Source organism: Parafrankia elaeagni, from assembly GCF_000374165.1.
GTDB classification, from domain to species: Bacteria; Actinomycetota; Actinomycetes; order Frankiales; family Frankiaceae; genus Parafrankia; species Parafrankia elaeagni.
This window is the reverse complement of record NZ_KB893730.1, coordinates 1-23,335: the sequence shown is the minus strand read 5'-3', so window position 1 is coordinate 23,335 and position 23,335 is coordinate 1. Positions and strand designations below refer to the sequence as shown.

Sequence of the window (23,335 nt, the reverse complement as noted above, 5' to 3'; positions counted from 1 at the left end):
ACGTGCATCATGACGGTCGATCGCGGATCTCTCGCAGGGCCCCCGCGGCTGCGCGCGCTGAGCGGGTCGCACTCGGACTCTCTCGCCGACGTGCTGGAGAGAGTTCTCGACAAGGGAGTTGTGATCGTCGGAGACGTCGTCATCAGTGTCCTCGACGTCGAGCTGCTCACACTCAAACTGCGCCTTTTCATCGCATCGGCCGACACCGCACGCGAAATGGGCCTCGACTGGTGGACCACGGATCCGTTCTACAGCCGCGAGGCACAGTCGCTGCAGCGGGAGCAGGAGCGGGAACTGCGGGACGAGACCATGCAGGCGCTCCACATGGAGAACCAGGAACTCCGTGCGCGGCTCGCCACGCTCGAAAGCTCGGTACGGGAAGGCCTCCCGTACCGGGACGAGGTTGCGGTCGAATCCCGGGCGAATCCCCCCACTGGCATTCCCGCCGAGGCGGCCCTTCCGACGGAAGCAGGCCTCCGCCGCGACGGGCCGCGGCCGTTCTGGGTCCAGGACTCGGAACGTGGGCGTGACGCACGAAGGCAGGACGGACCAAGGCAGGACGGACGGAGGCGTGGCGGTGGCCCCGGCGGACGCTGACTTCAGCGGGCTCGACGAGCTGGCCACCCGGCTCGCGCCCGGCGTCATGGCCGAAGCCGTGACCGAAGCCCGCGAGGTCGCGCGCGCGCAACTGGCCCAGCTCCTGGCGCAGGAGATAACCAGAGCCGCCTGCGATGGGCGGGGCTCGACGACGTGGCCCCTGCCACCGGCACCGGAAGTCCGGGAACACCGATCGGACCCGGGCCCCCCGGCCCGCCAGCCGGCGCCGGAACGCCGGGAACATCACCGGGCTGGTCGCGGTGGCCCCGCGGCGACCGACCGCGATGCCGGGCCAGCCGGCCGCGACGGCCGCGACGGCCGGTCGCCCGGGGGCATCGAGCAGGCGCGAGTGCTCTACGCCTACGGGATCGTCCGCTCCGACACCGAGGTTGCGGGCCTGCCCGGCCTCGCTGAGGGAACAGGCGTCCAAACCGTCACGCGCGGTGGTATCTCGCTCGTGGTCTCAGCCATCGATCCGGGCCTGCTGCGGGACGTCGAGGAGGATCTGTCGGAGACCGGACGTCTCGCGGCCCTGGCCCGCGGCCACGATCAGGTCCTGCGGGAGCTGCAGGATCGCGCGGGCGTCCTGCCGCTCCGGTTCGGGACTGTGCTCCCCGGCGAGGACGAGGCGGCCGCCGTGCTTGACGATCCTGACCAGGAGCTGCCGCGTGCGCTCGACGCGCTTCATGGCGCGCGCGAGTGGGGTTTCCGAATCGACACAGCGGGTGAGGCCGAGGCGTCGACGGCTGCCGTGCCCACAGCGGGGGCTGACGGGACGACCGCGGCGGCCGCGGCGGGGGGCACCGCTGGTGCGGGGGCGGGCACCGCCTACCTCGCGGCCCGCCGGGACGAGCTGCACGAGGAGGAGCGACGGCGCGACGAGGCGGCCCGGCTCATCGAGCGGACACATCGGGAGCTGTCCGCCCATGCGCGTGACGCGGCCCGTCGCCCCGGCCGGCCGGACCGGGTCTTCGACGGTGCCTACCTCGTCGAACGCGACGAGGAGGAGCGGTTCCTCGAGGCCACTGAACGGCTGGGTCCGCCCCTGGAGGAGGCCGGGTATCTCTGCGCGGTTTCGGGGCCGTGGCCGCCCTACTCCTTCGTCCACCTGACGCTGGGCGGGAACGGGCAGGTCGACTCCGTCCACGGGACGGGTTCCGCCCTACCTGCTTCAGCGCCCCGGCCCGGACCAGGTGACCAGATCGGACCAGGTGAGGAGAGTGGCTGATCAGCGATTCGTCCCGACGCCGCGGTACCGGGGCGGCAGCGATTACCTGGGCGGTGGCGGTTACCCGGGCGGTGGCGCCGGTGCCCGGTCGCGGCCGGCCCGGTCGCGGCCGGGGAGCCCGCCGGGGCGGCGATCCGCCCGCAGTTCGGCGCAGCCGCTCGCGGACCTGCTGGACAGGTTGGTCGACACCGGCGCGGTCGTCAGTGGTGACGTGGTCGTCGCCCTCGCCGGGGTGGACCTGCTGCGCGTCGATCTCCGCCTGCTGCTGGTCGGCGTCCAGACCGCCATCGAAGGAAGCAGCGAAGGAAGCGGCGAGGTCCGGCCATGACGACCGCCAGGCGCGATGACGGCCGGCGCCTGCGGCTCGACGCGGACCCCGATGACGTGGGGCGCGGGCTCGGCCAGCTCGTGGTGGTGGTCCTGGAGCTGCTGCGCGAGGTGCTGGAACGCCAGGCCATCCGCCGGATGGAGGGCGGCGGGCTGACCGCCGCGCAGATCGACGACCTCGGGCGGGCACTGCTGGAGATCCGCGCCAGCCTGGTGCAGGTCCGGGAGTCGCTGGGTCTGTCGGCCCAGGATGCCGAGGCCGCCGTCGCGCGCGCCGGCCGGATCCTGGCCGCTGACGACAGCCGGGCCACTGACGACAGCCGGGCCGGCCCGCGGGCCGCCACACCCTGGCCGCCCGGCTCCACGGCGCGCGCACGGCCGGACAACCCGGTCGAACGGCCGGACAACCGGGGCATCTCCCGCCAGGAGCGGGCAGGCAGGGGCGACGTCAGAGCGCGATCAGCCGGCCCGGAGGCGGGCGAGCCCAGGGCAAGCACTCGGAGGCCGGGCCTCCGGGAGGAGGCGAGGACACCGCCATGACCGTCGCCAGCTATCCCATGGGACGGGCGCCCAGGCCGAGCGGCCTGGCCGACGTCCTCGACGTCGTCCTCGACAAGGGCATCGTCATCGACGCCTATGTACGCGTCGCCCTCGTGGGCATCGAGATTCTGACGATCGACGCACGCATCGTGATCGCCAGTGTCGACACCTACCTCCGGTTCGCCGAAGCCGTGAACCGGTTGGACATCCAGCCCAAGGAACAGGTGGCGGGGCTGCCGGGGCTGATGCGCGAAGTCACCGACGGCACGAGCCGGCACCGGGTCAAGGGTGCCCTGGGCGGGCTCCGGGACACCGCTGAGGACGTCGCCGAGGTACTGCGCGGATCGCCGTCCGACGCCGGGGCCGCCGCCGCCGCGTACAACGGGCGCGGCCGGCCCGACGGGCGGACCGCGCCGGCGGAGCGCCGCGGCGGCCGGGAGGGGTGAGCCCCATGCCTGTCGTGCTCTACGGAATCGTCCGAGCCGGCCATCCCCTCCCGGACCCCGCGCAGGGTGCGAACGCCGCGCTCGGCATCGGCCATCCCCGCGCCCCGCTGCGGCTGGTGCGCTCCGGGCCGCTCGCCGCGGTCGTCAGCGCAACGGACGACATCGGCGAGCTCGGGGAGCAGGAGGCCGTCCGGCACCTGGAGATCCTCCAGCGGCTGCTCGCCGACGGCCCGGTGCTGCCGGTGCGGCTGGGCACGGTCGCGCCGGACGACGGCGCCGTCCGGGCCGAGGTGCTCGACCCGGTCCGGGACAGCCTTCCCGAACGCCTGGACGCGATCGACGGTCTGGTCGAGCTGCACCTGGACGTCGAGGAGGCGGAGCAGACCGAGCTCGCCGAGGCGGTGGCCGGCACATCGCTGGCTCACGCCCCGCCCCCGGCGGATCTGGACGGCCGAATCGAGCTGGGGCAGCGGATCGCGGAGCTCGTCACCGCGCGCCGCACGGAACAGGCGGAGGAGATCCTCGACGAGCTGCGCCCGCTGGCACGCGCGGACCGGCCGCGACGGCATCATGGCGGGCCGGAGGATCCCGCCCTGAGCTGGGCGTTCCTCGTTCCCGCCGACGCACTGGACGACTTCGACGCCGCCGTGGACCGGATCCGGGCGACCCATCCGTCCCTCACCGTCGAGTACGTGGGACCGCTGCCCGCGGTCGACTTCGTCGAGTTCCCGGCCCGCGTGCTCACCGATCCCCACGACGCCGACCCCGGCGGCGACTCCTTCAGCGGATCCGCCGACCGCTCCTCTGGCGATTCCTTTGGCGATTCCTTTGGCAGCTCCTTCGGCGAGGCGCCGGGCGGCACCTCTGGCGACTCGTTCGACGGGTCGGGCCGGTGGGGCTGGGGTCGCACGGCGGATCGATCTGCGACAGGCCGCCGCGGCGGGAACCTCGGACAGAGAAAGGAATTCTGATGAGCAACATCAAATGCGCCCTGGCGCTCATGGGAGGCTATGTCCTCGGTCGGACGAAGAAGGGCAAGGCTGCCATCAGCCTGGGGCTGTGGGTTTCCGGCCGCAATTTCCACGCGAAGGACGTCCTGCGGGACCAGGTGGTGCGGCTGCTGCACTCCGAGGAGGGCGGCCAGTTGATCAGTCAGATCAGGGGCCCGGCGACGGAAGCCGGCAGGCGCGCCGCGGTGGCGGTGTACGAGAGCCAGCTCGATCGGCTCTCCCAGTCACTGGCGGAACGCACCGAACGCCTGACGGCGGCACTGGGTGACTCGACGAAGACCGTCAAGGAGGGCGCCGGGACGGCCGGGGAGGCTGTCGGATCAGTTCTCGGCTCGGCCGTGTCCGGCATCCGCAGTGATCGCAGCGGGCAGGGCCGGACGGACACGGACCAGGCGACCGATCAGCGAGACACCGATCAGCGCGACACCGACGAACGCGACGCGGACGAACGCGACGCGGACGACGAGGACGGGGGCGGGAACGGGAGCGGGACCGGCTCCGCCGCCGGACGCCAGGTCCCGGGCAGGTCCGCCGGACGGCGCCGGGAGGCACGTCGCGGCCCGCTCGAGCAGCTGGCGCAGCCATCGAGCAGTGGAGGCTCGCGATGACACAGACAGCGGAGCACCCGAAAGGCCTCATCGACGTCCTTAAGCACAATCCGGCGACCAAAAGGCTCGCCGACGAGGCCGGAGATCTGGCGAAGGCGGGCGGCAGCCGGCTGATCGGGCAGCTCAGCGAGCGGCTCACCTCCGGCGAGGGCAAGCTCAACGATCTCAGCGAGTCCGGCGGGCAGATCACGTCGCTCGCCAGAGGCGCCGGGAAGCTGGCCGAGGGCCAGTCCCCGCTGAAGGCGGCGGCCGGGACGGCCATGGCAAACATCAAGGACAAGGTCAAAGGGGCCCTCGGTGGCGCCAAGGGCAAGGGCGGCGGTAAGAAGGGCGGCCCGGCCAAGGCGACGAACATCGAGGAGGCGGTCGACGTCGGTGTTCCCGTTTCCGTCGCCTATGACCAGTGGACCCAGTACCCGGAGTTCGCCAAGTTCATGAAGGGCGTCCAGGGGGTCGAGACGAAAAGCGAGACCGAGCAGAACTGGCGGGTCAAGGTCTTCAAGTCACGGCGCACCTGGCAGGCGAAGGTGACCGAACAGGTCCCCGACCGCAGAATCGTCTGGACCTCCGAAGGAGCGAAGGGCTCGGTCAACGGTGCTATCACCTTCCATCCGATCGCCGACGACCTGACGCGCGTGCTCCTGGCCATGGAGTACTACCCCAGCGGATTCATGGAGAAGACGGGCAACCTGTGGCGCGCCGGTGGGCGACGAGCCCGGCTGGATCTCAAACATTTCCGCCGTTTCGTCATGCTCCGCGGAGAGGCCACCGGCTCCTGGCGGGGCGAGATCCGCGACGGAGAGGTCGTGCGCTCACCGGACGAGGATGAGGACGAGTCCGGATCCCGCGAGACCGGATCCCGCGAGACATCGCAGGAAGCATCCGGCGAGGCCTCCAGCGAGGCTTCGCCGGAGACACCGGATGCAGCGACCGCCCAGGCAACGAGCGATGACGGCGATGCGGATGGGGCGACGCCGAGCGAGCCCGACGAGCTTGACGAGCCGGCTGGGGCAACCGGGGCGGCCGGGTCGAAGCGCTGAGCCGGGTCCATGGCCGGATGTCAGCGGTGACGGTAAGCGGGCCCGGGCGGCGGGCCGGCAGAGGCAGAGAGGTGCCCGCTGGCCGCCTGCGGGTCCGCTGGCCCGCCAGAACGCGGCTGACGCGCTGACGCGCGGGGTTCTCCCGTTCCGGCCGGGCTGGAGCCCATGACCGTATGTTCCCGCGCCCTTCCGCATCTTCCTCCGTCATGCTACGGTTTCACCTGTCAGAAACTTCTTACACATGACGGAGGGCCATGACGGTAGACCGGCCGACCGGCGATGAGCTGGTCACGATCCTGGCGGCGCTGGCCAACCCACTGCGGGTGCGCATCGTCGCGACGCTGGCCGGCGGGCGGGACTACGTGAGTCACCTGGCCCGCGAGATCGGGGTCAGTCGCCCCCTGCTGCACATGCACCTGCAGCGCCTGGAAAGCGCCGGCCTGGTCGTCGGCAGCCTCGAGCTCTCCGACGACGGCAAGGCCATGAAGTACTACGAGATCACCGACTTCGACCTGCGCCTGACCGCGGCGGCCCTCGCCGAGGCGGCCCGCACCCTGACAGCCCCTGACCCGGAGAAGGGTCCAGCTTCCAAGGAGAGCCCCTGATGTACGTCGCCGCCGAAAATCTCGGGACCGGTGAGGCGATCGCCGCCGTCGGCTTCATGACGGCTGCCGCGGTCGTGATCATCGCCGTCCTGTGGTTCACCGTCGACTACCGCAAGTCGAAGCTGCGGTCCGCCCAGACCGAGGATCTGCGACAGCTCGTCGGGCGCTTCGAGCAGCTGGCCGAGAACACCCTGGACGCCCAGCAGCGGGTGGCCACCGACGTCTCCGAGCTGCGCACCCGGACGGCGTCGATCGAGAAGATCCTCAGGAGCGTCGATTGAGCACCACCGCGACCACCACCATGCGGGCCTTTGTCTGCGACCGGTTCGGCCCGCCGGACTCCCTGCGACTCACCGAGCTCCCCCGGCCCGTGCCCGGGCCCGGGGAGGTGCTGGTGCGGGTACACGCCACCTCCGTGAACCCGTACGACTGGCATCACCTGCGCGGCCAGCCCTACCTCGCGCGGGTCATGGGAGGCGGGGTCGGGCTGCGCCGGCCGCGGTTCCCCATCCTGGGGGCGGACGTCGCCGGGCAGGTCGAGGCTCTCGGGCCGGGCGTCACGGGTCCGGAACCGGGCGACGAGGTGTTCGCCCTGCTCAGCCACGGTGGCTTCGCCGAGTACACGTGCGTGCGGGCCGACGAGCTGGCACCGAAGCCGGCGAACCTGTCGTTCGCGCAGGCGGCGGCGGTACCGCTGGCGGCCTGCACGGCGCTGCTCGCCGTGCGCGACCGGGGGCGGCTCCAGGCGGGGCAACGCGTTCTCGTCAACGGCGCGTCGGGCGGGGTGGGCACGTTCGCGGTGCAGCTCGCCCGGGCGTTCGGTGCCGAGGTCACCGGCGTCTGCAGCACGCGGAACACGAAGCTGGTCTCCTCCCTCGGCGCGAGCGAGGTCGTCGACTACACCACGGCCGACTTCACCCGGGCCGCACAGTCCTACGAGCTGCTGATCGACAACGCGGGGAGCCGCCGGGCGTCGGCCTGCCGCCGGGTGCTGGCCAGGGACGGGACCTTCGTCGCGGTCGGCGGGCACGCCGGCCGATGGATACAGCCCGCCGGCCACGTCTTCGCCGCCGTGGCCCAGTCGCCGTTCGTGCCCCAGCGGATGGTCATGGCCGAGATCGGCAGATGCACGGGCGCGGAGAACCGGGCGAATCTCGTGACGCTGACCCGCCTCCTCGAGAGCGGCGAGGTGACGCCGGTCATTGACCGCACCTACCCGTTCGAGGAGATGCCGACGGCCGTCGCCTACCAGGAGGAGGGCCACGCGCCGGGAAAGGTCGTCCTCACCGTCGGGTGAGGACCGCGCGCGCCGCGCGGGCGCAACACGGTGCACCTTTTTCCTGACGTCCGGCGCGCGCGAACGGTTCACTCAAACCGCTGTGATGTACCGCTCCGGACTGTCGTTGCCCGGCCGGAGAACAGGGCGGTACGGTTGTCGCGCAGCTAGAAACAACGTCCCCGGACGAGTAGGGGTGGGCGAGTCCCGCAGATATCACCGGGGACTCGCCGGCGAATTACAGGCCCACGACGGCGTGGAGCACCTGAGCTCGAAGAAGGAGCCGCAATGCACCCTGGGGCGCTCTGAGCGTGGATATTCGACTACTCGATCTCGTCGGCGTCTTCGCCTTCGCGTTCTTCGGTGCAGGCAGCGCCGCGGAGAGCCGTCTGAACATCTGGGGTGTCATCACGTGCGGCACCCTCACGGCGCTTGGCGGCGGAACCGTCCGCGACCTTCTTCTCGACCGCCAGCCGGTTTACTTCCACGACTACGCCTATGTGTACGCGGTCATGGTCGCGGTGGTGCTCGCCCTCGCCGGGCGCCGTCACGTCGAGCGGATCTCCATCCCCATGGAGATCCTGGACTCGGTGGGCCTGGTCGCCTTCTCCTACATCGGCGCGCAGGCAGCGCGCGACGCCGGGCTGGGCCTTGTTCCGACACTCGGTTTCGCCGCGCTGACGGCGGTGGGCGGCGGCGCCTGCAGTGACGTCGTGGCCGGCAGGACGCCCATGGTGTTCAGAGACAGGTCCTGTCTGGTTCCGCCGCTCGTCCTCGGCGTGCTGTGCTGGGTGATGGGCCCGCACTGCGAGGAGACTCCCACCGCGACCGCACTGCTGATCGGCGTCCTCCTGCTCCGTGTCGGCACGGTGCACGGCACGCGGCTGGCGCGGCGGCGACGCCGGCATGAGGCCGTCCGCGCCGAGGCCCGGCCGACCCACCCGATCTCGTCGGGTGGAGGCGGCGGCCGACCCCGGGGCGGGCCCACAGCCGCGTTTCCCGACCGCCTGGCTCTGGGCACGTGGCCGTCCTGGGCCGGCGAAACACCCGTCCCAGGGCGGCCGCGGAACGAGCCGGTCACAGCCCGGGCAGCGCGTTCAGAATCGCCAGCAGCTGGGCGGCCCCGAGCACGTCGAGCGGGTTCGTCACGCCACAGAGCAGATTACCGAGCAGATTTCCGAGCCCGCCGACCGCGGTGATGTCCAGCACCACCTGGTTCAGGTTGTCAGCGGGTAAGGCAGTCGTACGTGGCCAGAATGACCTCGAGGCCGCGACTGTCGCCTTCGCGCATCCGTCTCATCACGTACGACACGGCCATGCGGTGATCGGGGTCGAACAGCACGATCGAGCCGCCCCAGCCGCCCCAGGAACAGGTCCGGCCCTCCAGGCGGTACCCCAGGCCGTAGCAGACCGGGCCGCCGCCCAGGACACGGTCCACACCGCGGAACTGCTCCTCCCAGGCACGTGCGCAGCCCGCCTCCGACAGCAGCCGCACCCCCCGCACGGCTCCCCCGCAGGCCAGCACGGACTGCGCGGCGGCGGCCGAGCGGGCGTTCCCGTGCCCGTTCGCGGCCGGGATCTCCGCCCGTCTCCAGGCGACGGTGTTCGCTGCCGAGGCGTAGAGCCGCGGCCCGCTTTCGGCCTCCTCGCCCGCGCCCTCCTCGCCCGCGTCCTCCGGCCCCACGTCCTCCGGGCCCGCGTCCTCCGGGGGACGCGCGAACTCCGACGGGGGCGGGATCACCGGAGCGACGCGGTGGTCGTGTTCCGCCGCGAGCCCGATGTGGAAGTCGACGCCGAGCGGGCCGGCGACCTCCTCGGCGAAGAACGTCCCGAGCGTGCGGCCGGTGACCCGGCGGACCACCTCGCCGACCAGGTAGCCCTGGGTGACGCTGTGGTAGCCGGCGGCGGTGCCCGGCTCCCACTCCGGGGCCTGGGCGGCCAGCCGCTCCGTGACGGCCGGCCAGTCGTACAGATCCTGGATCGTCCGGCGGCCGTGCAGCGCGGGCAGGCCGGCGGTGTGCGAGAGGGCGTGGCGGACCAGCACGTTCTCCTTGCCCGCCGCGGCGAACTCCGGCCAGTACCGGGCGACCGGCGCGTCCAGGTCGAGCAGGCCGCGGTCGGCGAGGATCAACGCGCACAGGGCCGTCATCGTCTTCGTCGTCGACCAGACATTGACGATCGTGTCCCGCTGCCAGGGAACGGTGCGGGCGTCGTCGGCGTATCCGCCCCAGATGTCCACGACCGGTTCGCCGTCGATGTGGACGGCCACCGAGGCCCCGGCCCCGGTGTCGTCGGCGTCGAGCTGGGCCGCGAGGACCGCGCGCACGGGCTCGTAGGTCTCCGTGGATGTGCCGCTTACCTCCGCCACGCTCCAAAACCCTAGGGCAGAGCGCGAGGCTGATCCATCGGGTTTCCGCGGGGCCCGCCGTGTTTTGCCTGCTCCTGAGCGGCGACCCTGCCGGTACGGGAGACCACCAGGACGAGGAGGCACCAGGTGCAGAGCTCGCCGGAAATCCCCACCGGGGCGTCCATCGCCAGAACGCCCGCCCCCGGGACGTCCCCCTCCGGGGTGCGGGTCGTCGTCGTCGGCGCGTCCGGCAACGTCGGCACGAGCATCCTGGCGGCTCTCGACCGCGCACCCGCGATCGCCCGCGTCACCGGTGTGGCCCGCCGGCCGCCCCCCTGGAACACGGACAAGAGCACCTGGGTGGCGGCCGACGTCGCCGAGGACGATCTGGACGACGTGTTCGCCGGCGCCGACGTGGTCATGCACGTGGCCTGGCTGTTCCAGCCGACGCACGATCCGCTGACGACCTGGCGGGTGAACGTCCTCGGCAGCACCCGGGTGTTCGAGGCCGCGGCGCGGGCGGGCGTTCCGGCGCTGGTGTGCGCCTCGTCGGTGGGGGCGTACTCACCCGGGCCGAAGGACCGTGCCGTCGACGAGAGCTGGCCGACCCATGGCTGGCCCGGCGCCGCCTACACCCGGGAGAAGGCCTACGTCGAACGGGTCCTCGACACCTTCGAACGTGATCATCCGGCCATGCGGGTGGTCCGGCTCCGCCCCGGTTTCATCTTCCAGCGGCGGGCGGCCAGCCAGCAGCGGCGCCTGTTCGCCGGGCCGTTCCTGCCCGGCACGCTGGTCCGGCCCGCCACGGTGCCGGTGATCCCCGACCTGCCCGGGCTGCGTTTCCAGGTGGTGCACGCCGAGGACGTGGGCGAGGCCTACCGGCTCGCCGCCGAGCGGACCGTGCGCGGGCCGTTCAACATCGCCGCCGAGCCCGTGGTCGACAGCCGGCTCCTCGCCGAGGCCCTCGACGCCCGGATCGTCCAGCTGCCCGCGAAGGCGGCGCGGGCCGCGCTCGCGGCGGCCTGGCACCTGCACCTGGTGCCCACCGAACCCGGGCTCCTCGACGCCGTCCTGCGCCTGCCCCTCATGGACACGACCCGGGCCCGGACGGAACTCGGCTGGGTACCGCGGCACAACGCCCACACCGCGCTGCAGAGCTTCCTCGTCGGGCTCCGACAGGGCGCCGGCGAGGGCACCGCCGCCCTCGCCCCGAACACACCCGCGGGCCGGGTGCGCGAGATCCTCACCGGCGTCGGCAGCCGCCCCTGACCACCTGCGGCTGACGGCAACGGCACTACGGCCGCAGGACGACCTTCACGACGCCGTCCTGCTTGCGCTGGAACATCTCGTAGGCCTGGGGTGCCTCGTCGAGCGGCAGGACGTGGGTGGCGAACCCGTCGACACCGAGCGGGTCGTCGTTCGTGAGCAGCGGCAGGATCTCCGGCACCCACCGGCGGACGTTCGCCTGGCCCATCCGGAGCTGGATCTGCTTGTCGAACAACGTCATCATCGGCAGCGGGTCGGCCATCCCGCCGTACACGCCGCTCAGCGAGATCGTCCCGCCGCGGCGGACGATGTCGATCGCCGAACGCAGCGCGCCGAGCTGGTCGACACCCGCGTTCCGGGCCAGCGGCGCCCCCACCGCGGCCGGCAGGCGAGCGGCGACCTGGACCATCGCCCGGGCCACCGGAGAGCCGTGGGCCTCCATCCCGACCGCGTCGATCACCGAATCCGGCCCCCGCCCCGCGGTCATGTCACGCAGGACGTCCCCGAGACCGTCGCGGTGCGCCCGGAGGTCGAGCACCTCGACGCCGCGGGCGGCGGCGCGGGCGAGCCGGTCGGGGACCAGATCGACGGCGATGACCCGGGCACCCTCGTGCGCCGCCACCCGCGCGGCCATGTCCCCGATCGGGCCGAGGCCGAGGATCACCACCGTCCCGCCCTTGGGGACCGCCGCGTACCGCACCGCCTGCCACGCGGTCGGCAGGACGTCCGACAGGTACACGAAACGCTCGTCGGCCGGGCCCTCGGGGACCTTGATGTGCGTGGCGTCGGCATGCGGAATCCGCAGATACTGGGCCTGCCCGCCGGGAACCTGCCCGTAGAGCTTCGAGTACCCGAACAGGGCCGCACCCGTCCCCTGGTCGCGGACCTGCGTCGTCTCGCACTGCGAGTACAGCTGCTCGTGGCACATGAAACACGCGCCGCACGAGATCTGGAACGGCACGACGACCCGCTGGCCCACCCTGAGGTCACCGACGTCGTCCCCGACCGCCTCGACGACGCCCATCGCCTCGTGGCCGAGAATGTCGCCGGGTGTCATGAAGGCCGCCAGCGGCTCGTAGAGGTGCAGGTCCGACCCGCAGATGTTGGTGCTGGTCACCCGGATGACCGCGTCGCCGGGCTGCTCGATCCGGGGGTCGGGCACCTCGTCGACCCGCACGTCCCGCCGGCCGTGCCACGTCACTGCCTTCATCGTCGCTCTCCCGTCTGTTCCCGCCCGTCGCATCACCCGTTCCTGACGGCCCGTCCCCGGACCTCCCGCACCGAAACGCGCTCCCGCGACAGGCCCGGACCGATGGCTGAGCCAGGCCGACTCAGCCCGGCTTGGCCTCGCCGCCGACGGGCGTGAGCACCTGGCCGCTGTAGTAGCTCGACAGCTGCTCCGAGGCGAGGAAGACATAGCTGGGGGCGATCGCGTCCGGCTGGGCCGGCCGGCCCAGCGGTGCCTGGGCGCCGAAGGAGGCCATCTTCTCCGGCGGCATCGTTCAGACGTGTTCGGAGCTGGGCGCGGCCAAACCGGGCTGCCCGATCAGTCTCCGGGCCAGGCTCCGGTGAGACGGTGGAAGCCGACGGCGCCCGCACGCTCGAACGCGGTCTTCGTGGCGGCGAAGACGGCACCCTGCAGCGCGGCGGCGGCCACGACCTTGCCGAAGTTGTAGTCCGCACGCAGCGCCGAGGGCGTCTCGTTCTCGCCGGCCGCGGCCGCCCAGACCCGCGTCACGACCATGCCGGAGACGGTTCCGGCCAGCAGGCCGCCGAGCAGGCCGATCGGTTTGTACGCGATCTTCGCGCTCTTGCTCACGTGCTCCTCCTACGAAAGGTGACAACCGCCGTCGGCGCGCTTCGTCGCGGCCTGAACGCCGGTGCCATGTTCGGGCGGGTGTCCCCCCTCCAGGCCACGTAAATCCAGGTTCCACCGCTTCCCGCCGCTGCTGTCCACTACCGGCACCAAGGAACGAGCCGACGCCGGCCTCCCCCGCAGCGAGAAGGACGCGCCGGCCAACCCCAGCCCGTCCCTGAACTGAACCCGCCACGCCACGCCAGCCCGGCCCGGCCCGGGCCGGGCCGGGCCGTCAGCGTCACACCCGCGGCGGCCCGGCTTTCGGGCGGCATAACCGGTTATCACCCCCTGTCAGGGGGCAGATCCTTCCCGTTCAGCTGGCGGAGCCTGTCCAGCTGATGGAGAGGGCGAGGTGGGCCTGATGACCCGGGCTGCACGCGGGCCCGCCACCCCGGCGCGGGCGCGGTACGTCACTGGGAAACCGCGACCAGGCCACGCGCGGGGACGGGGGAAGCCATCAATCCCCGCCGCGCAGGCACCGCGGGCACAGGCACCGCGAGTGACGACGCTGACCGCCTCGGACGGCGTCCCTCTGCATGTCGAGGAGGCCGGGCCCGACGACGCGGAGTTGACCCTGGTCTTCGTGCACGGCTTCTGCATGACCGCGGACGCCTGGTCCTTCCAGCGCCGCAACCTCGCCGACCTGGGGCGCACGGTCTGCTACGACCAGCGCGCCCACGGCCGGTCAGGGCCGTCCGAGGCCGGGCACTGCACCATCACCCAGCTCGCCGACGACCTGCGCCTGATCATCGAGGACCGGGTGCCCACCGGCCCGATCGTGCTCGTCGGGCATTCGATGGGCGGGATGACCATCCTCGGGCTGGCGGAGGCACACCCGGAACTGTTCGACGACCGCGTCGTCGCCGTGGCCCTGCTGTCCACCAGCGCGGGCGGGCTCGCCCGGTCGCTTCTCGGACTGCCCGCCGCGGCCGCCAACGTGGTGCGCCGCGCGCTGCCCGGGGTGGCCGTCGCGATGCGGCATTCGCCGCCGCTGCTCGAACGAACCAGGTGGCGGGGTAGCTCGGTGTCGAAAGCCCTGACCCGGCGGCTCGGCTTCGGCACGACCCGGGTGCCGGACTCGGTGGTCGGACGACTCGAGGCGATGATCGCGAACACACCGATCCCCGTGGTCGGTGCCTTCCTGCACACGCTGCTCGACCACGACCGCCTGGCGGCGGCGAGTGTGCTGCGCGACGTCTCGACCCTGCTGCTCGTCGGCGACGCCGATGTCATGACCCCCCTGGAACACAGCCGGACACTCGCGGAAGCCCTGCCCCAGGCCGAACTCTCGGTGGAGGCCGGCGCCGGGCACGCGGTGATCCTCGAACGCCCGAACGCCGTCAGCGCCCGCATCCGCGAGCTGGTCAACCGCGCGGCACCGGCCCGGCGCAGGCGCCGGACCGGAGTCAGGTGCAGGGGACCGAGGTCGGCTCCCAGCCGAGAACTTCTTCGCAACCTGCCCTAGTATGGCCAGCTGCGCGGCGGAAGGTGATCAGATCACTGCGTTGAGCGCACATTGATCCGAGGAACCTCGGCCGTTGCGGCCGTCCGCGATTCGTCGCGACGTGCCCCGATCCTCTGGCCCAGGGAGAAGCCGGCGTGCCCGGAAACAGCAACCGTGGCGGCAGATGGCGGACAGGCTGGCGCGACCATGCCGTCACCGTCACGATCAACGTCGTCCTTCTCGGGGCGCGGGCGGAACCGCCCGGTCCGGGCCCGATGGGGCCGGCGGGACCGGGTCTGCCCGGAGGGGCCGCCCGACTACGGACGGTCCGCTTACCTGCACCGAAGGCGACGCGTGTCACGGGCGGCGAACCCACCCGGAAGAGAGAAGGTTTGTTGCCCGGTGGCCCGGGTACTCGTGGATCAGCGGCGCGGGGCGAAAGCACCGACAGTCGAGAAACATCCGGAGAGCACATTTTCGATGCCGAGGTGTGCAACAGAGACCCGGACACGGATTTTTTCCTCACGACGAAGGTGGTCAACGTGCTCTGGTTCATCGTCAGCATGATTATTCTCGGTCTCATCGCGGGCGCGGTGGCGCGACTGGTCGTTCCCGGCCGTGACCAGATGAGCATTCCGGCAACCATTCTTCTGGGCGTCGTCGGTTCTTTCATCGGCGGCCTGCTCGGCTACGTGCTCTTCGGCCATGACCTCAGTGAGGGCGCGCTGCAGCCGTCCGGGATCATCGGTTCCATCATCGGCGCGATCGTCGCGCTCCTGATCTGGCGTGCGGTGCACACCCGCGGCCACAGCCGCGCCCACGTCCGGCACTGACCCGACCGGGGCACCAGCTCCTCGCCCCGCGCCAGAACGCCGCAGCCTGAGAGGGCCGACCAGTCCACGGACTGGTCGGCCCTCTCGCGTTGCGCAGCGCAGCGCCGCGGGAGACGGACGGTGGTGGAGCAGTAGAAGGGGCGGCGGCTGCCGGCAACTGCCGGCAGCCGCCGCCCCTTCGGGGAAGCTTCGTCGTTCTGGTCAGCGTCTGGTGCTCTTGAGGTTCTCGCCCGCCTGCTTCAGATCTCCGCCGATTTTCTCCGCGGCGCCCCGGGCTTCCATCTCCCGGTCGCCACTGACCCGGCCCGCGGTTCGCCTGCTGCGCCCCGTGAAGCGCTGCAGGGCATTCCTCGCCTTGTCGACCATGCTCATCGGAAACTCCTCTGTCGGTGTCCACGGGGGTGCGGACGCTGTGCGGCTATACCCGGCCTCGGCACGGTCACCCGCGCGGGCCGCACAGCGGTGCGGCGGCGCGGCAGCGCGGCTGCCGGCGGGCAAGGCCAGCCGTCCCGACTCGGATTCCGGTTGTTATGAGCCGCGTTTGCGGGGTAGATCGTCGACATGAATGATCTGGGTGTAGTCGGTGCCCTTGCCGCGATCACGCTTATCGTGATCGGAGTCCTTCTTGCTTTCACCACCGCCATTTCCTGGGACACGCCGACGACATTCGGGGTCTTCGGGATCCTGCTCGGTGCGATCGGTCTTTTCGGCGGAGGCATCGGATCCCTGATCCGTCGCCGCGCCTGACACCTCGGAGGCGTCGAGCCCGCGCGTCAGTACGTCTGCCAGCCGCCCGGATCCACCCCGCCCGGGGTGTCCGAGGCCGGGTCGTAGGGCGCGCGGGTGAAGACGAAGGTGCCGATGTCCAGCTGGGAGGCGGTGCCGTCCGGCGTCCGGACGACGCGCAGCGTCTCGCCCGCGTAGTAGTCGTCCAGGCCGGTCCAGGTGCCGTCCGGTTCGGCGCGGAAGCGGGCGCCGCGGCCAGTCCCGCCCTGGGGTACGAGCTCGAGTCCACGGTCAGCGCGCAGGTGCAGCAGGTGTGGCGCCGGCCCCCAGTGCCACAGGCCGGTGAGCGCGAGAAGCTCGGGATCAGCCGCCGCGAGTGGTCGCCAGGGCTCCGGGATCCGCGGTTCGTGCTCGGCGACGATCCGGATCAGATCCGCGCCGATCAGCGCGGCCTCCGGGCCGGCGGTCGCGTTCGCCAGGACGACGGCGGCGAGGTCGTCCCGCGGGCTCACCAGCAGGCTGGCCAGGAAGCCCGGCATGGAGCCGTCGTGGCCGTACAGAACCTGGCCGTCCTGGCGTCGCAGGTGCAGGCCGAGCCCGTAACCGGTGGTCCAGCCGTCCGCCCCGTCCGGGCCGGACGAGGGCTGGCGCATCTCGGCGAGGGTGTCGGCGCTCAGGACGTCGTCGGCGCCGCGGGCCAGGAACGCGGCCCAACGGGAGAGGTCGGCGGCGGTCGACCAGAGCTGGCCCGCCGGCGCCATCACGCCGGTGTCCTCCAACGGCTCGGGCAGCATCACATCCGCCCACGGGTGGACGGCGAAGCCCCCGGCGTGCGGGGGCTGCGGGGTCAGCGTGGTCCGGGTGAGGCCGAGCGGCGCCAGCACCTCCTGGCGCAGCACCTCACCCCATGGCTGCCCGCGCAGCCGGCTCACCAGTGCGCCGAGCAGTGCGAAGCCAGGGTTGGAGTAGTGGAACCGGCGGCCCGCCGGATGGCGCACCGACGGCGCACCGAGCACGTCACCGAGCTGTGGCCGCAGCGTGCCGGGGGTGCGTTCCCACCAGGGCCCGGGCGGCTCGGACGCGAGACCCGAGGTGTGGCCGAGCAGCTGGGCGATCGTGAGCGACCCGACCCCGGCACCCGTCCCGGCCTCGGCTCCGGTTGTGGTGGTGGCGGCGGGCAGGTGACGCTCCAGCGGGTCGGCCAGGTCCAGCGCACCCTCGTCACGCAGGCGCATGACCTGCACCGCGACGAAGGTCTTGGTGATCGAACCGATCCGGTACTGGACGTCGGCGTCGGGGCTGTGCCCGTCGATCATGCTCCTGCCGTCAGCCCAGACCAGCTCGCCGGCCCGCACGACCGCGCCGACCAGCGAAGGCGTGCGCCCCTCCACCTGCCCGACGGCCAGCCGATGCAGCAGCGCCCGGCGGGTGCCGGGCAGAAGCCCCCCGGAAGGCACCGTCATCGCCCGCTCGCTGACCATCCCCGCAGGATCTTCTCATCGGCCGACAGCTGCCACTGCTTTTCCGCCGCACCCGCCACCGGACGCGGACCGGCATCGGGCGCCGGCAGCAGCGGACCGGGACGGTTCCGGACGGCCTCAGTGCTGGTCCGGATCGATGCCGAGCATCCGCGCGGTGGCGCGCAGGGTGGCGCAGACCTGGCCATCGGGGACACTCCAGGGCCCGTTGTCGCCCTCGCAGTCGTGCCGGTAGCCGTGCAGCTCGGTGATCTCCCGCAGGCCGGCGCAGAACGCGAGCACGGTAGCCGGGTTCCACCGGGCGACGTGCTCGGCGGCCGGGAGCGCAACCCCCGTCATACCGGCGACCTGCCGGGTGTTCCAGATGGACGGCCCGGGAACAGCGTGTGCGAGCTGCTCGAGCCGGTCGATGCGGTCGATGACGCGGGCCCGAAGGTGAGGCACGGTCTCCCCCCTCGCCGATCGGTAGGGCCACCGCTGCGCCGCTGGCCGCGCCGGACACCCTGGCCGCACCGTGTTGCGTGGCCCGGACCGCGCAGCCGTCCGGAGGACCGGGCCCGCTCAGAGCTGACCGTGGTTGGATGGGAGCACGCCATTGAGCACGTGGATGCCGATGTCATCGTATTTCCCGTCGACGGGGTCGTGGCCCGCGTGGGTGCGGGCGTTGTGCCAGTGCCGGCTGAGATCACGGCGTTCGTCTCCGGGGCGGAGGCAGCCGTGACGCCCACCCGGGAAACACCGACGACGCCCGTCAGATCCACGCTGGATGATGTTCGTTCCCCGGAACGCGGGCCGCGACGGGCCCGGTTCCGGCACGTCGGTATCGGCCTGCTGCTCCTGGTTGTCCTGGCCGGCGCGACCGGTCTTCTGGGGGTGCGGTCAGCGACGGTGACGGGCGAGGGTGGGGGGTTCACCCTGACCCTCACCTACCCGAAGGTCGCTCGTTCGGGTCTTGACGCACCATGGCGGGCCAGGCTGCAACGCCCGGAGGGCTTCGACGGGCCGATCACGCTGAGCGTGACCGCGTCGTACTTCCACATCTTCGAAACCCAGGGACTCACCCCCGAAGCCGCCGGGGAAACCACCGACGGGGATCGGCGCTACCTGACCTTCGACCCCCCGGAGGGGACGGAGTTCGTCCTCGACTACGACGCGTACATCCAACCCTCCAGCCAGCTGGGGCGCAGCGGGGAACTCGCGGTCGTCGTCGACGGCAGGCCCGTCGTGACCGTGGAGTTCACCACCTGGCTGGTGCCCTGATGGAGATCGTGTACCGGGCCGCGTTCATGTTCGCGTTCCTGTGGCTCATCACCAGAGTGGTCGGGCGCTCGACTCTCGGCGAGCTGAGCACCTTCCAGCTCCTCCTCTATGTGACCATGGGCGACCTGGTCCAGCAGGCCGTCACCCAGCAGGACTACTCGATCACCTCGGGCGTGCTGGCGGTCAGCGTCTTCGCGTTGCTCACCATCGCCCTCACGGCCGCCAACGCCCGCTGGCCCGCGGTGCGCTCGGTCACCCACGGCATCCCGGTCGTCGTCGTCCACAACGGCGAGCCGCTGCTGGACATGATGCGCAGGGAACAGCTTTCGCTCGACGACCTCATGGCCGCGGCGCGCGAGCAGGGCATCGAACGGTTCGGTGCCATCCGGCTCGCCGTCTTCGAGGCCGACGGCCGGATCTCCTTCTTCACCGGCGACAGCCCCGTCGACCCCGCGAGCCCCGACGGGCCCGGCAGCACCGGCGGGTCGAGCGGCACGGGTGGCGGAGACGGCGCGAGCGGCGCGCCGGAACGGCCGCCTGCCGGCGCCTGAACCCCCAGGTCCCGGTCCTTCCGGTCAGACGGCCGAGTCTGTGCCGGCTGCCGCGGCCAGGCCGGCCGCTGCCGCCGGGCCGGCCGCGTTCAGGGTGAAGACCACCCGGGTGCCGCCGGAGTACTCGGTGTCGAGCCAGATTCGTCCGCCATGGTATTCAATGATCTTCTTGCACAGCGCGAGGCCGATGCCGGTGCCGGGAAACTCGTCGCGGGCGTGGAGCCGTTGGAAGATGACAAAGACACGGTCGCTGTACTGAGGATCGATACCGATGCCGTTGTCCGTCACGCTGATCTGCCACTGGTCGCCGTCCCGCACGGCACCAACGTGAATCACCGGGGCGCGGTCGGGGTGGCGGAACTTGACGGCATTGCCGAGCAGGTTCGTCAGCAGCATCTCCAGGTGCGAGGGGTGTCCGACGACGGCCGGGAGCACGTCGTGGGAAAGTTCCGCGCCCGCTTCCTGAACGGCCAGCGCGAGGCTGTCGGTGGCGCGGTCGTAGACCTGCTCGAGCTCCACGGTCTCGGCGGGCTGATCCGCGCGGCCCGCACGGGAGAACGCGAGCAGATCCTGGATGAGTCGCTGCATGCGCGTCGCGCCGTCGACGATGAAGCCGATGTACTGCTCGCCCCGTTCGTCGAGCTGGCCGGCATAACGGCGTTGCAGCAGCTGGCAGAAACTCGTCACCTTACGGAGTGGTTCCTGCAGGTCGTGGGAGGCGACGTAGGCGAACTGCTCGAGATCGGTATTGGAACGACGCAGCTCGTCAGCCTGACGATCAACTTTCAGGCGGGCCTGTTCGGACGTCGTGTAAGCCTCGGCGAGCCGGCTTCGCATCAGATCGACAGCCCAGGCAACAGTCTGGATGTCCGCGGGGCCACCGGAGCGGATCGGATGATCGAAGCTGCCGGCGGTGACCCGCTCGGCATCGCCGGCAAGCCGAGCCAGCGGCCCGGACACGGCCCGGCGCAGCCCCACGAACGCCAGCACGGCCACGACGAGGATCACAGCCGCGATCGCGGTGAAGGTCCAGTTCCGCAGGGTGCGGACAGCGACCAGGTCGGCACGCGCCTGCGCACGGGCCTCGGTCAGCTGCCCGTTCAGGGTGATGCTCGCGGCGCGTAGCGCGTCGAAGGCTGCCTTGCCGGCTCCCGCCTGAGCTGTGGCGAGCGGCACGGGCCGGCCTGACGGCGCGGCCACGATCGGGTCGGCGTACACCTCGTGCCACCTGTCCGCCCGGGTCAGCAGCGTGTCGAGGGCATCGGTGCGCTCGCCGTCCGCGGTCAGCAGCTGACGCAGCTCGCGCACGGCCCGGTCCTGCTCCGCGACGCCGAGGCGATAGGGCTCGAGGAAGTCGACGTGGCCGGTCATCCCGTAGCCACGCGCCCCCGTCTCCTGGTTCACCAGCGAGGCGTCCAGCCGCACCGCGGCGATCAGGGCAGGGGTGCTCCGGTTGATCAGCCGCTGGTTCACCGCCGTCCCGTGGGCCAGCAGCCAGGCGCCGACCAGGCCGAGCACGACCAGCACCACCAGGGTGCATCCCACTCCGACGGTCAGCCACCGGCTGGTCGTCCACCCGGTGGGCCTCCGCCGGGTGGGCCTCCGCCGGGTGGCCGGTTCGGGCACCGGCTCGAGTCCCGGCCCCGGCGAGGCCGCGGTTGCCCCGCTCGCCGGGTGGTCAAGCTCGTCGGAGCCAGCCTCGCGCGATGTCACGTTCCCTACTTTCCGCCGGCCGCCCGCACCAGCCCACCGACCGGGTGATGCGGACCCACCCGCGCCGAAACGCCGTCGCCGGCCTCGGGTGCCCGGGAACGGAGCAGCGCGACTGTGAGTTATCGCAAACTACGGCACCGACAGCCGCCCGTCATGATCCCGCACTCTCCTCACGGTAGATCGTGCAGGCAGGATCCACCGCCCGTCCCTCATTGTGATCATCATTGGGGCCTCGCGGACATGCGATGATGACGCGGCGCCCCTGACACCACCCGAGCACGGGGCCGATGGAGACCATGCTTATGAGTGCTGCCGCGCCGAGCCGCCCCTACGACATCCTTCTCGCCGAGGACGACGCCGGTGACGCCCTGCTCGTGGAGGAGGCTTTTCTCTCCCGCGGGCTCGGCCAGCTCCTGCACACCGTCTGCGACGGGGTGGAGGCGTTGGAATACCTTCGAGACCCGGCCAGGCGCCGGCCCGACCTGATCATTCTTGATCTGAACATGCCACGGATGGACGGCCGCGAGACGTTGGCCGCGATCAAGGCTGATATCTCGCTGCGAACCATCCCCGTCGTCATTCTGACGACCTCGGACGCACCTGACGACGTCGCCAGCAGCTACGAGCTCCACGCCAACGCCTACGTCTGCAAACCGACGGACCTCGACGCCTTCCTCGACACCGTCCACACCATCGACGACTTCTACCTCGGCCTGGTACGCCTGCCGCGGCCCTGACCACCGAGATCTTTACGGCGGCTCGTACAACGACAGTGACCTGCGCTGGTGGGCAGACCGGGTGGGTGAATGGCTCACCAGCGGCCACGAGACCTACGTCTACTTCAACAACGACGGCGGCGGAAACACCGTCCGCAACCCCCGCCGACTACGGGAAATCGTCGGCTGACGAGATCCCACCCTCAGGTGACCGCAGCGCGAACGGCAACCGCGCCGCGTGCTTGGGTTTGCCCGCCCCGCCGGAGATGTCGAACAGTCGGATCAGTTCGGGGTCGGGCGTGGTCGCGCAGTACCTGTCGCCGATCCGTCCCGCCAGGGCCGTCGCCGTGGGCCCGAAGCCGGAGACAAGAATCGGCGGCACCTGGTCGGGCAACGAATAGATCCTGGCCCGATCCACCGTGTAATGCTGGCCTCGGTGGTTGACCACGCCTTATTACGGTCTACGGCGCGGTAGCGACGATGGGCGGGTTCAGGCGCGCGAAGCCGGCCTGACGGTAGTAGGGGAAATAGGGGTAGGGGGCAGTTCGCGCGGTGGCGGCCTCCAGTTTCTCCAGGTACTCCGGGGCCAGGGCCCATCCGACGGCGCCCAGGTTCTGCCGCAGTTGCGCCTCGTTCCGCGCGCCGATGATGACGGAGGCGACGGTCCGCCGGGTGAGCAGCCAGTTGACAGCTATCTGCGGAATCGCGCGACCGGTCTCCTCGGAGATCTCGGCGAGGACGTCGACGACGTCATAGAGATCCTCTTCGGACACTGGCGGAGCGAAGAGGGCGGTCTGGTGCAGGCGGCTTTCCGGCGGCAGTGGCTGACCGCGGCGCACCCGGCCGGTGAGCCGGCCCCAAGGGCATCGAAGGCAGCGTCGCGCTGGTGACCGGCGCCAACCGGGGTCTCGGCGCCCGCCTGGTCGAGCGTCTCCTCGACGCCGGCGCACGCAGGGTCTATGCGACAGCCCGGGATCCACGCAGCGTAACGGCGACCGTGAGTACCGACCCCCGGGTCGACGTACTGGCCCTGGATGTCACCGACCAGTCCAGTGTCGACGCCGCGGCGAAGACGGCGACGGATGCGACAATCCTGGTCAACAATGCCGGGGTACTCGGTTTCGGCGGCGCCCTCGACGGCGACCTCGACCTTTTCCAGCGGGATGTGGCGACGAACTATGGAACTGTAATGAAATAATTTGATTTTCTTGTTCGGTTCGTGATCGGCTTGTGTGATTGCCTGGATAGAGTCCGGGCTGTGGCGGTTGACCGGTCGGTGGAGTTCGCGGCGATGGCCGCACGGCTTGAGGTGCTGTTGCCTCGGTTGAACGAGCGGGACCGGCGGCTGGCGTTGGGGGCGGAGGCGCGTTCCTGGGGGTATGGGGGCATTGCCGCGGTCGCGCGGGCGACCGGCGTCGCGAAGGGAACGATCGCCAGGGGCCGTGCGGAGATCGACGCCGACGCTG

The 23,335-nt window shown here is 71.4% G+C and carries 28 protein-coding genes and 4 pseudogenes; 22 read left to right on the top strand and 10 right to left on the bottom strand.

Annotated features, from left to right (window positions below; all coding sequences use genetic code 11):
- Positions 1–9 precede the first annotated feature (9 nt).
- The 12 genes from B207_RS34475 to B207_RS37005 all read left to right on the top strand — a co-directional run bounded on the left by B207_RS34475 (position 10) and on the right by B207_RS37005 (position 8,876).
- On the top strand, positions 10–597 hold the full coding sequence (locus tag B207_RS34475) for a gas vesicle protein (protein WP_018638011.1): 588 nt from the start codon (positions 10–12) through the stop codon (positions 595–597).
- The gene (locus B207_RS0118245; RefSeq protein WP_018638008.1) at positions 572–1,825 is read left to right on the top strand and encodes a GvpL/GvpF family gas vesicle protein; all 1,254 of its coding nucleotides are present in this window, start codon (positions 572–574) and stop codon (positions 1,823–1,825) included. Before B207_RS34475 ends, B207_RS0118245 begins: the two co-directional genes overlap by 26 nt.
- Complete coding sequence (locus B207_RS0118240; protein WP_018638007.1) at positions 1,818–2,153, top strand: gas vesicle protein; 336 nt, start codon at positions 1,818–1,820, stop codon at positions 2,151–2,153. Before B207_RS0118245 ends, B207_RS0118240 begins: the two co-directional genes overlap by 8 nt.
- Positions 2,150–2,692 (top strand): gas vesicle protein GvpK, encoded by a 543-nt coding sequence (gene gvpK / locus B207_RS41640; protein WP_018638006.1) that lies wholly within the window; start codon positions 2,150–2,152, stop codon positions 2,690–2,692. The genes B207_RS0118240 and gvpK overlap by 4 nt, the downstream gene beginning before the upstream one ends.
- Positions 2,689–3,138, top strand: a complete 450-nt coding sequence (locus B207_RS0118230; protein WP_018638005.1) for a gas vesicle structural protein GvpA — start codon at positions 2,689–2,691, stop codon at positions 3,136–3,138. The genes gvpK and B207_RS0118230 overlap by 4 nt, the downstream gene beginning before the upstream one ends.
- A gap of 5 nt (positions 3,139–3,143) precedes the next feature.
- Positions 3,144–4,109 (top strand): GvpL/GvpF family gas vesicle protein, encoded by a 966-nt coding sequence (locus tag B207_RS34465; protein WP_018638004.1) that lies wholly within the window; start codon positions 3,144–3,146, stop codon positions 4,107–4,109.
- On the top strand, positions 4,109–4,756 hold the full coding sequence (locus tag B207_RS0118220) for a hypothetical protein (protein ID WP_018638003.1): 648 nt from the start codon (positions 4,109–4,111) through the stop codon (positions 4,754–4,756). The genes B207_RS34465 and B207_RS0118220 overlap by 1 nt, the downstream gene beginning before the upstream one ends.
- Positions 4,753–5,796, top strand: coding sequence for an SRPBCC family protein (locus B207_RS0118215; RefSeq protein WP_018638002.1), 1,044 nt, complete (start codon positions 4,753–4,755; stop codon positions 5,794–5,796). Before B207_RS0118220 ends, B207_RS0118215 begins: the two co-directional genes overlap by 4 nt.
- A 254-nt stretch (positions 5,797–6,050) precedes the next feature.
- Complete coding sequence (locus B207_RS0118210) at positions 6,051–6,401, top strand: ArsR/SmtB family transcription factor (protein ID WP_018638001.1); 351 nt, start codon at positions 6,051–6,053, stop codon at positions 6,399–6,401.
- Complete coding sequence (locus B207_RS0118205) at positions 6,401–6,682, top strand: hypothetical protein (protein ID WP_018638000.1); 282 nt, start codon at positions 6,401–6,403, stop codon at positions 6,680–6,682. The genes B207_RS0118210 and B207_RS0118205 overlap by 1 nt, the downstream gene beginning before the upstream one ends.
- Before the next feature lie 20 nt (positions 6,683–6,702).
- Positions 6,703–7,698 (top strand): NAD(P)-dependent alcohol dehydrogenase, encoded by a 996-nt coding sequence (locus tag B207_RS0118200; RefSeq protein WP_026311187.1) that lies wholly within the window; start codon positions 6,703–6,705, stop codon positions 7,696–7,698.
- 290 nt (positions 7,699–7,988) lie between these two features.
- On the top strand, positions 7,989–8,876 hold the full coding sequence (locus tag B207_RS37005; RefSeq protein ID WP_018637998.1) for a trimeric intracellular cation channel family protein: 888 nt from the start codon (positions 7,989–7,991) through the stop codon (positions 8,874–8,876).
- A 26-nt stretch (positions 8,877–8,902) separates the two neighbouring features.
- Here B207_RS37005 and B207_RS0118190 read toward each other — a convergent pair whose 3' ends face one another.
- The gene (locus tag B207_RS0118190) at positions 8,903–10,045 is read right to left on the bottom strand and encodes a serine hydrolase domain-containing protein (protein WP_018637997.1); all 1,143 of its coding nucleotides are present in this window, start codon (positions 10,043–10,045) and stop codon (positions 8,903–8,905) included.
- A 201-nt stretch (positions 10,046–10,246) separates the two neighbouring features.
- Between B207_RS0118190 and B207_RS0118180 the strand changes: the two genes are divergently transcribed.
- Positions 10,247–11,293: an NAD-dependent epimerase/dehydratase family protein gene (locus B207_RS0118180; protein WP_018637995.1), complete on the top strand. Its 1,047-nt coding sequence runs from the start codon at positions 10,247–10,249 to the stop codon at positions 11,291–11,293.
- 25 nt (positions 11,294–11,318) lie between these two features.
- On the opposite strand, the gene B207_RS0118175 is transcribed toward B207_RS0118180, so the two are convergent.
- From B207_RS0118175 to B207_RS0118165, 3 genes and pseudogenes are all read right to left on the bottom strand, one after another.
- Positions 11,319–12,500: a zinc-dependent alcohol dehydrogenase gene (locus tag B207_RS0118175; RefSeq protein WP_026311186.1), complete on the bottom strand. Its 1,182-nt coding sequence runs from the start codon at positions 12,498–12,500 to the stop codon at positions 11,319–11,321.
- A gap of 121 nt (positions 12,501–12,621) precedes the next feature.
- Positions 12,622–12,792 (bottom strand): annotated as a pseudogene (locus tag B207_RS38525) (NAD(P)-dependent oxidoreductase); the annotation flags it as partial.
- 44 nt (positions 12,793–12,836) lie between these two features.
- Entirely contained in the window at positions 12,837–13,109 is a 273-nt protein-coding gene (locus tag B207_RS0118165; RefSeq protein ID WP_018637992.1) for a DUF4235 domain-containing protein, read from the bottom strand.
- 538 nt (positions 13,110–13,647) lie between these two features.
- On the opposite strand from B207_RS0118165, the gene B207_RS0118160 reads away from it, so the two are divergent.
- Positions 13,648–14,613, top strand: a complete 966-nt coding sequence (locus tag B207_RS0118160) for an alpha/beta fold hydrolase (RefSeq protein WP_018637991.1) — start codon at positions 13,648–13,650, stop codon at positions 14,611–14,613.
- A 542-nt stretch (positions 14,614–15,155) separates the two neighbouring features.
- Positions 15,156–15,425, top strand: a complete 270-nt coding sequence (locus B207_RS0118155; protein ID WP_026311185.1) for a GlsB/YeaQ/YmgE family stress response membrane protein — start codon at positions 15,156–15,158, stop codon at positions 15,423–15,425.
- Between the two features lie 201 nt (positions 15,426–15,626).
- On the opposite strand, the gene B207_RS0118150 is transcribed toward B207_RS0118155, so the two are convergent.
- Positions 15,627–15,797 carry a CsbD family protein gene (locus tag B207_RS0118150; RefSeq protein ID WP_018637989.1) on the bottom strand — a complete coding sequence of 57 codons (171 nt, stop codon included), beginning with the start codon at positions 15,795–15,797 and terminating at the stop codon, positions 15,627–15,629.
- Between the two features lie 189 nt (positions 15,798–15,986).
- On the opposite strand from B207_RS0118150, the gene B207_RS0118145 reads away from it, so the two are divergent.
- A complete protein-coding gene (locus B207_RS0118145; RefSeq protein WP_018637988.1) occupies positions 15,987–16,172 on the top strand; it encodes a hypothetical protein in 186 nt (61 codons plus the stop codon).
- A 26-nt stretch (positions 16,173–16,198) separates the two neighbouring features.
- On the opposite strand, the gene B207_RS0118140 is transcribed toward B207_RS0118145, so the two are convergent.
- Both B207_RS0118140 and B207_RS0118135 read right to left on the bottom strand, forming a co-directional pair.
- Positions 16,199–17,614: a serine hydrolase domain-containing protein gene (locus B207_RS0118140; protein WP_026311184.1), complete on the bottom strand. Its 1,416-nt coding sequence runs from the start codon at positions 17,612–17,614 to the stop codon at positions 16,199–16,201.
- A 135-nt stretch (positions 17,615–17,749) separates the two neighbouring features.
- Positions 17,750–18,073 carry a DUF6221 family protein gene (locus B207_RS0118135; RefSeq protein WP_018637986.1) on the bottom strand — a complete coding sequence of 108 codons (324 nt, stop codon included), beginning with the start codon at positions 18,071–18,073 and terminating at the stop codon, positions 17,750–17,752.
- Positions 18,074–18,295: 222 nt separating this feature from the next.
- Here B207_RS0118135 and B207_RS34455 point away from each other — a divergent pair, with 222 nt between their 5' ends.
- Positions 18,296–18,889 carry a hypothetical protein gene (locus B207_RS34455; RefSeq protein ID WP_230205089.1) on the top strand — a complete coding sequence of 198 codons (594 nt, stop codon included), beginning with the start codon at positions 18,296–18,298 and terminating at the stop codon, positions 18,887–18,889.
- The gene (locus tag B207_RS34450; RefSeq protein WP_018637984.1) at positions 18,889–19,440 is read left to right on the top strand and encodes a DUF421 domain-containing protein; all 552 of its coding nucleotides are present in this window, start codon (positions 18,889–18,891) and stop codon (positions 19,438–19,440) included. The genes B207_RS34455 and B207_RS34450 overlap by 1 nt, the downstream gene beginning before the upstream one ends.
- Positions 19,441–19,464: 24 nt before the next feature.
- Here B207_RS34450 and B207_RS34445 read toward each other — a convergent pair whose 3' ends face one another.
- Entirely contained in the window at positions 19,465–21,153 is a 1,689-nt protein-coding gene (locus B207_RS34445) for a sensor histidine kinase (RefSeq protein WP_230205088.1), read from the bottom strand.
- A 302-nt stretch (positions 21,154–21,455) separates the two neighbouring features.
- Here B207_RS34445 and B207_RS0118115 point away from each other — a divergent pair, with 302 nt between their 5' ends.
- Both B207_RS0118115 and B207_RS38520 read left to right on the top strand, forming a co-directional pair.
- The gene (locus B207_RS0118115; RefSeq protein ID WP_018637982.1) at positions 21,456–21,890 is read left to right on the top strand and encodes a response regulator; all 435 of its coding nucleotides are present in this window, start codon (positions 21,456–21,458) and stop codon (positions 21,888–21,890) included.
- Positions 21,883–22,059, top strand: a pseudogene (locus tag B207_RS38520) (DUF72 domain-containing protein); the annotation flags it as partial. The gene B207_RS0118115 and the pseudogene B207_RS38520, both read left to right, overlap by 8 nt.
- Here the strand turns inward: B207_RS38520 and B207_RS0118105 are convergent.
- Together B207_RS0118105 and B207_RS0118100 are read right to left on the bottom strand one after the other, a co-directional pair.
- Positions 22,039–22,317: an LLM class flavin-dependent oxidoreductase gene (locus B207_RS0118105; protein WP_154675441.1), complete on the bottom strand. Its 279-nt coding sequence runs from the start codon at positions 22,315–22,317 to the stop codon at positions 22,039–22,041. The pseudogene B207_RS38520 and the gene B207_RS0118105 overlap by 21 nt on opposite strands.
- 13 nt (positions 22,318–22,330) lie before the next feature.
- Positions 22,331–22,729 (bottom strand): annotated as a pseudogene (locus B207_RS0118100) (aldo/keto reductase); the annotation flags it as partial.
- Positions 22,730–22,755: 26 nt separating this feature from the next.
- Here B207_RS0118100 and B207_RS34440 point away from each other — a divergent pair.
- Positions 22,756–23,067: an SDR family NAD(P)-dependent oxidoreductase gene (locus tag B207_RS34440; protein WP_018637978.1), complete on the top strand. Its 312-nt coding sequence runs from the start codon at positions 22,756–22,758 to the stop codon at positions 23,065–23,067.
- A gap of 93 nt (positions 23,068–23,160) precedes the next feature.
- Positions 23,161–23,335: pseudogene (locus tag B207_RS34435) on the top strand (ISAzo13 family transposase); the annotation flags it as partial.

Bases quoted from the DNA above. Each gene is read 5' to 3' on its own strand.
- B207_RS0118145 (WP_018637988.1), top strand. From the start codon at position 15,987: ATGAATGATCTGGGTGTAGTCGGTGCCCTTGCCGCGATCACGCTTATC.
- B207_RS34465 (WP_018638004.1), top strand. From the start codon at position 3,144: ATGCCTGTCGTGCTCTACGGAATCGTCCGAGCCGGCCATCCCCTCCCG.
- B207_RS0118220 (WP_018638003.1), top strand. From the start codon at position 4,109: ATGAGCAACATCAAATGCGCCCTGGCGCTCATGGGAGGCTATGTCCTC.
- B207_RS0118115 (WP_018637982.1), top strand. From the start codon at position 21,456: ATGAGTGCTGCCGCGCCGAGCCGCCCCTACGACATCCTTCTCGCCGAG.
- B207_RS0118140 (WP_026311184.1), bottom strand. From the start codon at position 17,614: ATGACGGTGCCTTCCGGGGGGCTTCTGCCCGGCACCCGCCGGGCGCTG.
- B207_RS0118210 (WP_018638001.1), top strand. From the start codon at position 6,051: ATGACGGTAGACCGGCCGACCGGCGATGAGCTGGTCACGATCCTGGCG.
- B207_RS0118230 (WP_018638005.1), top strand. From the start codon at position 2,689: ATGACCGTCGCCAGCTATCCCATGGGACGGGCGCCCAGGCCGAGCGGC.
- B207_RS34450 (WP_018637984.1), top strand. From the start codon at position 18,889: ATGGAGATCGTGTACCGGGCCGCGTTCATGTTCGCGTTCCTGTGGCTC.
- B207_RS0118200 (WP_026311187.1), top strand. From the start codon at position 6,703: ATGCGGGCCTTTGTCTGCGACCGGTTCGGCCCGCCGGACTCCCTGCGA.
- B207_RS34475 (WP_018638011.1), top strand. From the start codon at position 10: ATGACGGTCGATCGCGGATCTCTCGCAGGGCCCCCGCGGCTGCGCGCG.
- gvpK (WP_018638006.1), top strand. From the start codon at position 2,150: ATGACGACCGCCAGGCGCGATGACGGCCGGCGCCTGCGGCTCGACGCG.
- B207_RS0118150 (WP_018637989.1), bottom strand. From the start codon at position 15,797: ATGAGCATGGTCGACAAGGCGAGGAATGCCCTGCAGCGCTTCACGGGG.
- B207_RS0118215 (WP_018638002.1), top strand. From the start codon at position 4,753: ATGACACAGACAGCGGAGCACCCGAAAGGCCTCATCGACGTCCTTAAG.
- B207_RS0118175 (WP_026311186.1), bottom strand. From the start codon at position 12,500: ATGAAGGCAGTGACGTGGCACGGCCGGCGGGACGTGCGGGTCGACGAG.
- B207_RS0118205 (WP_018638000.1), top strand. From the start codon at position 6,401: ATGTACGTCGCCGCCGAAAATCTCGGGACCGGTGAGGCGATCGCCGCC.
- B207_RS0118155 (WP_026311185.1), top strand. From the start codon at position 15,156: ATGATTATTCTCGGTCTCATCGCGGGCGCGGTGGCGCGACTGGTCGTT.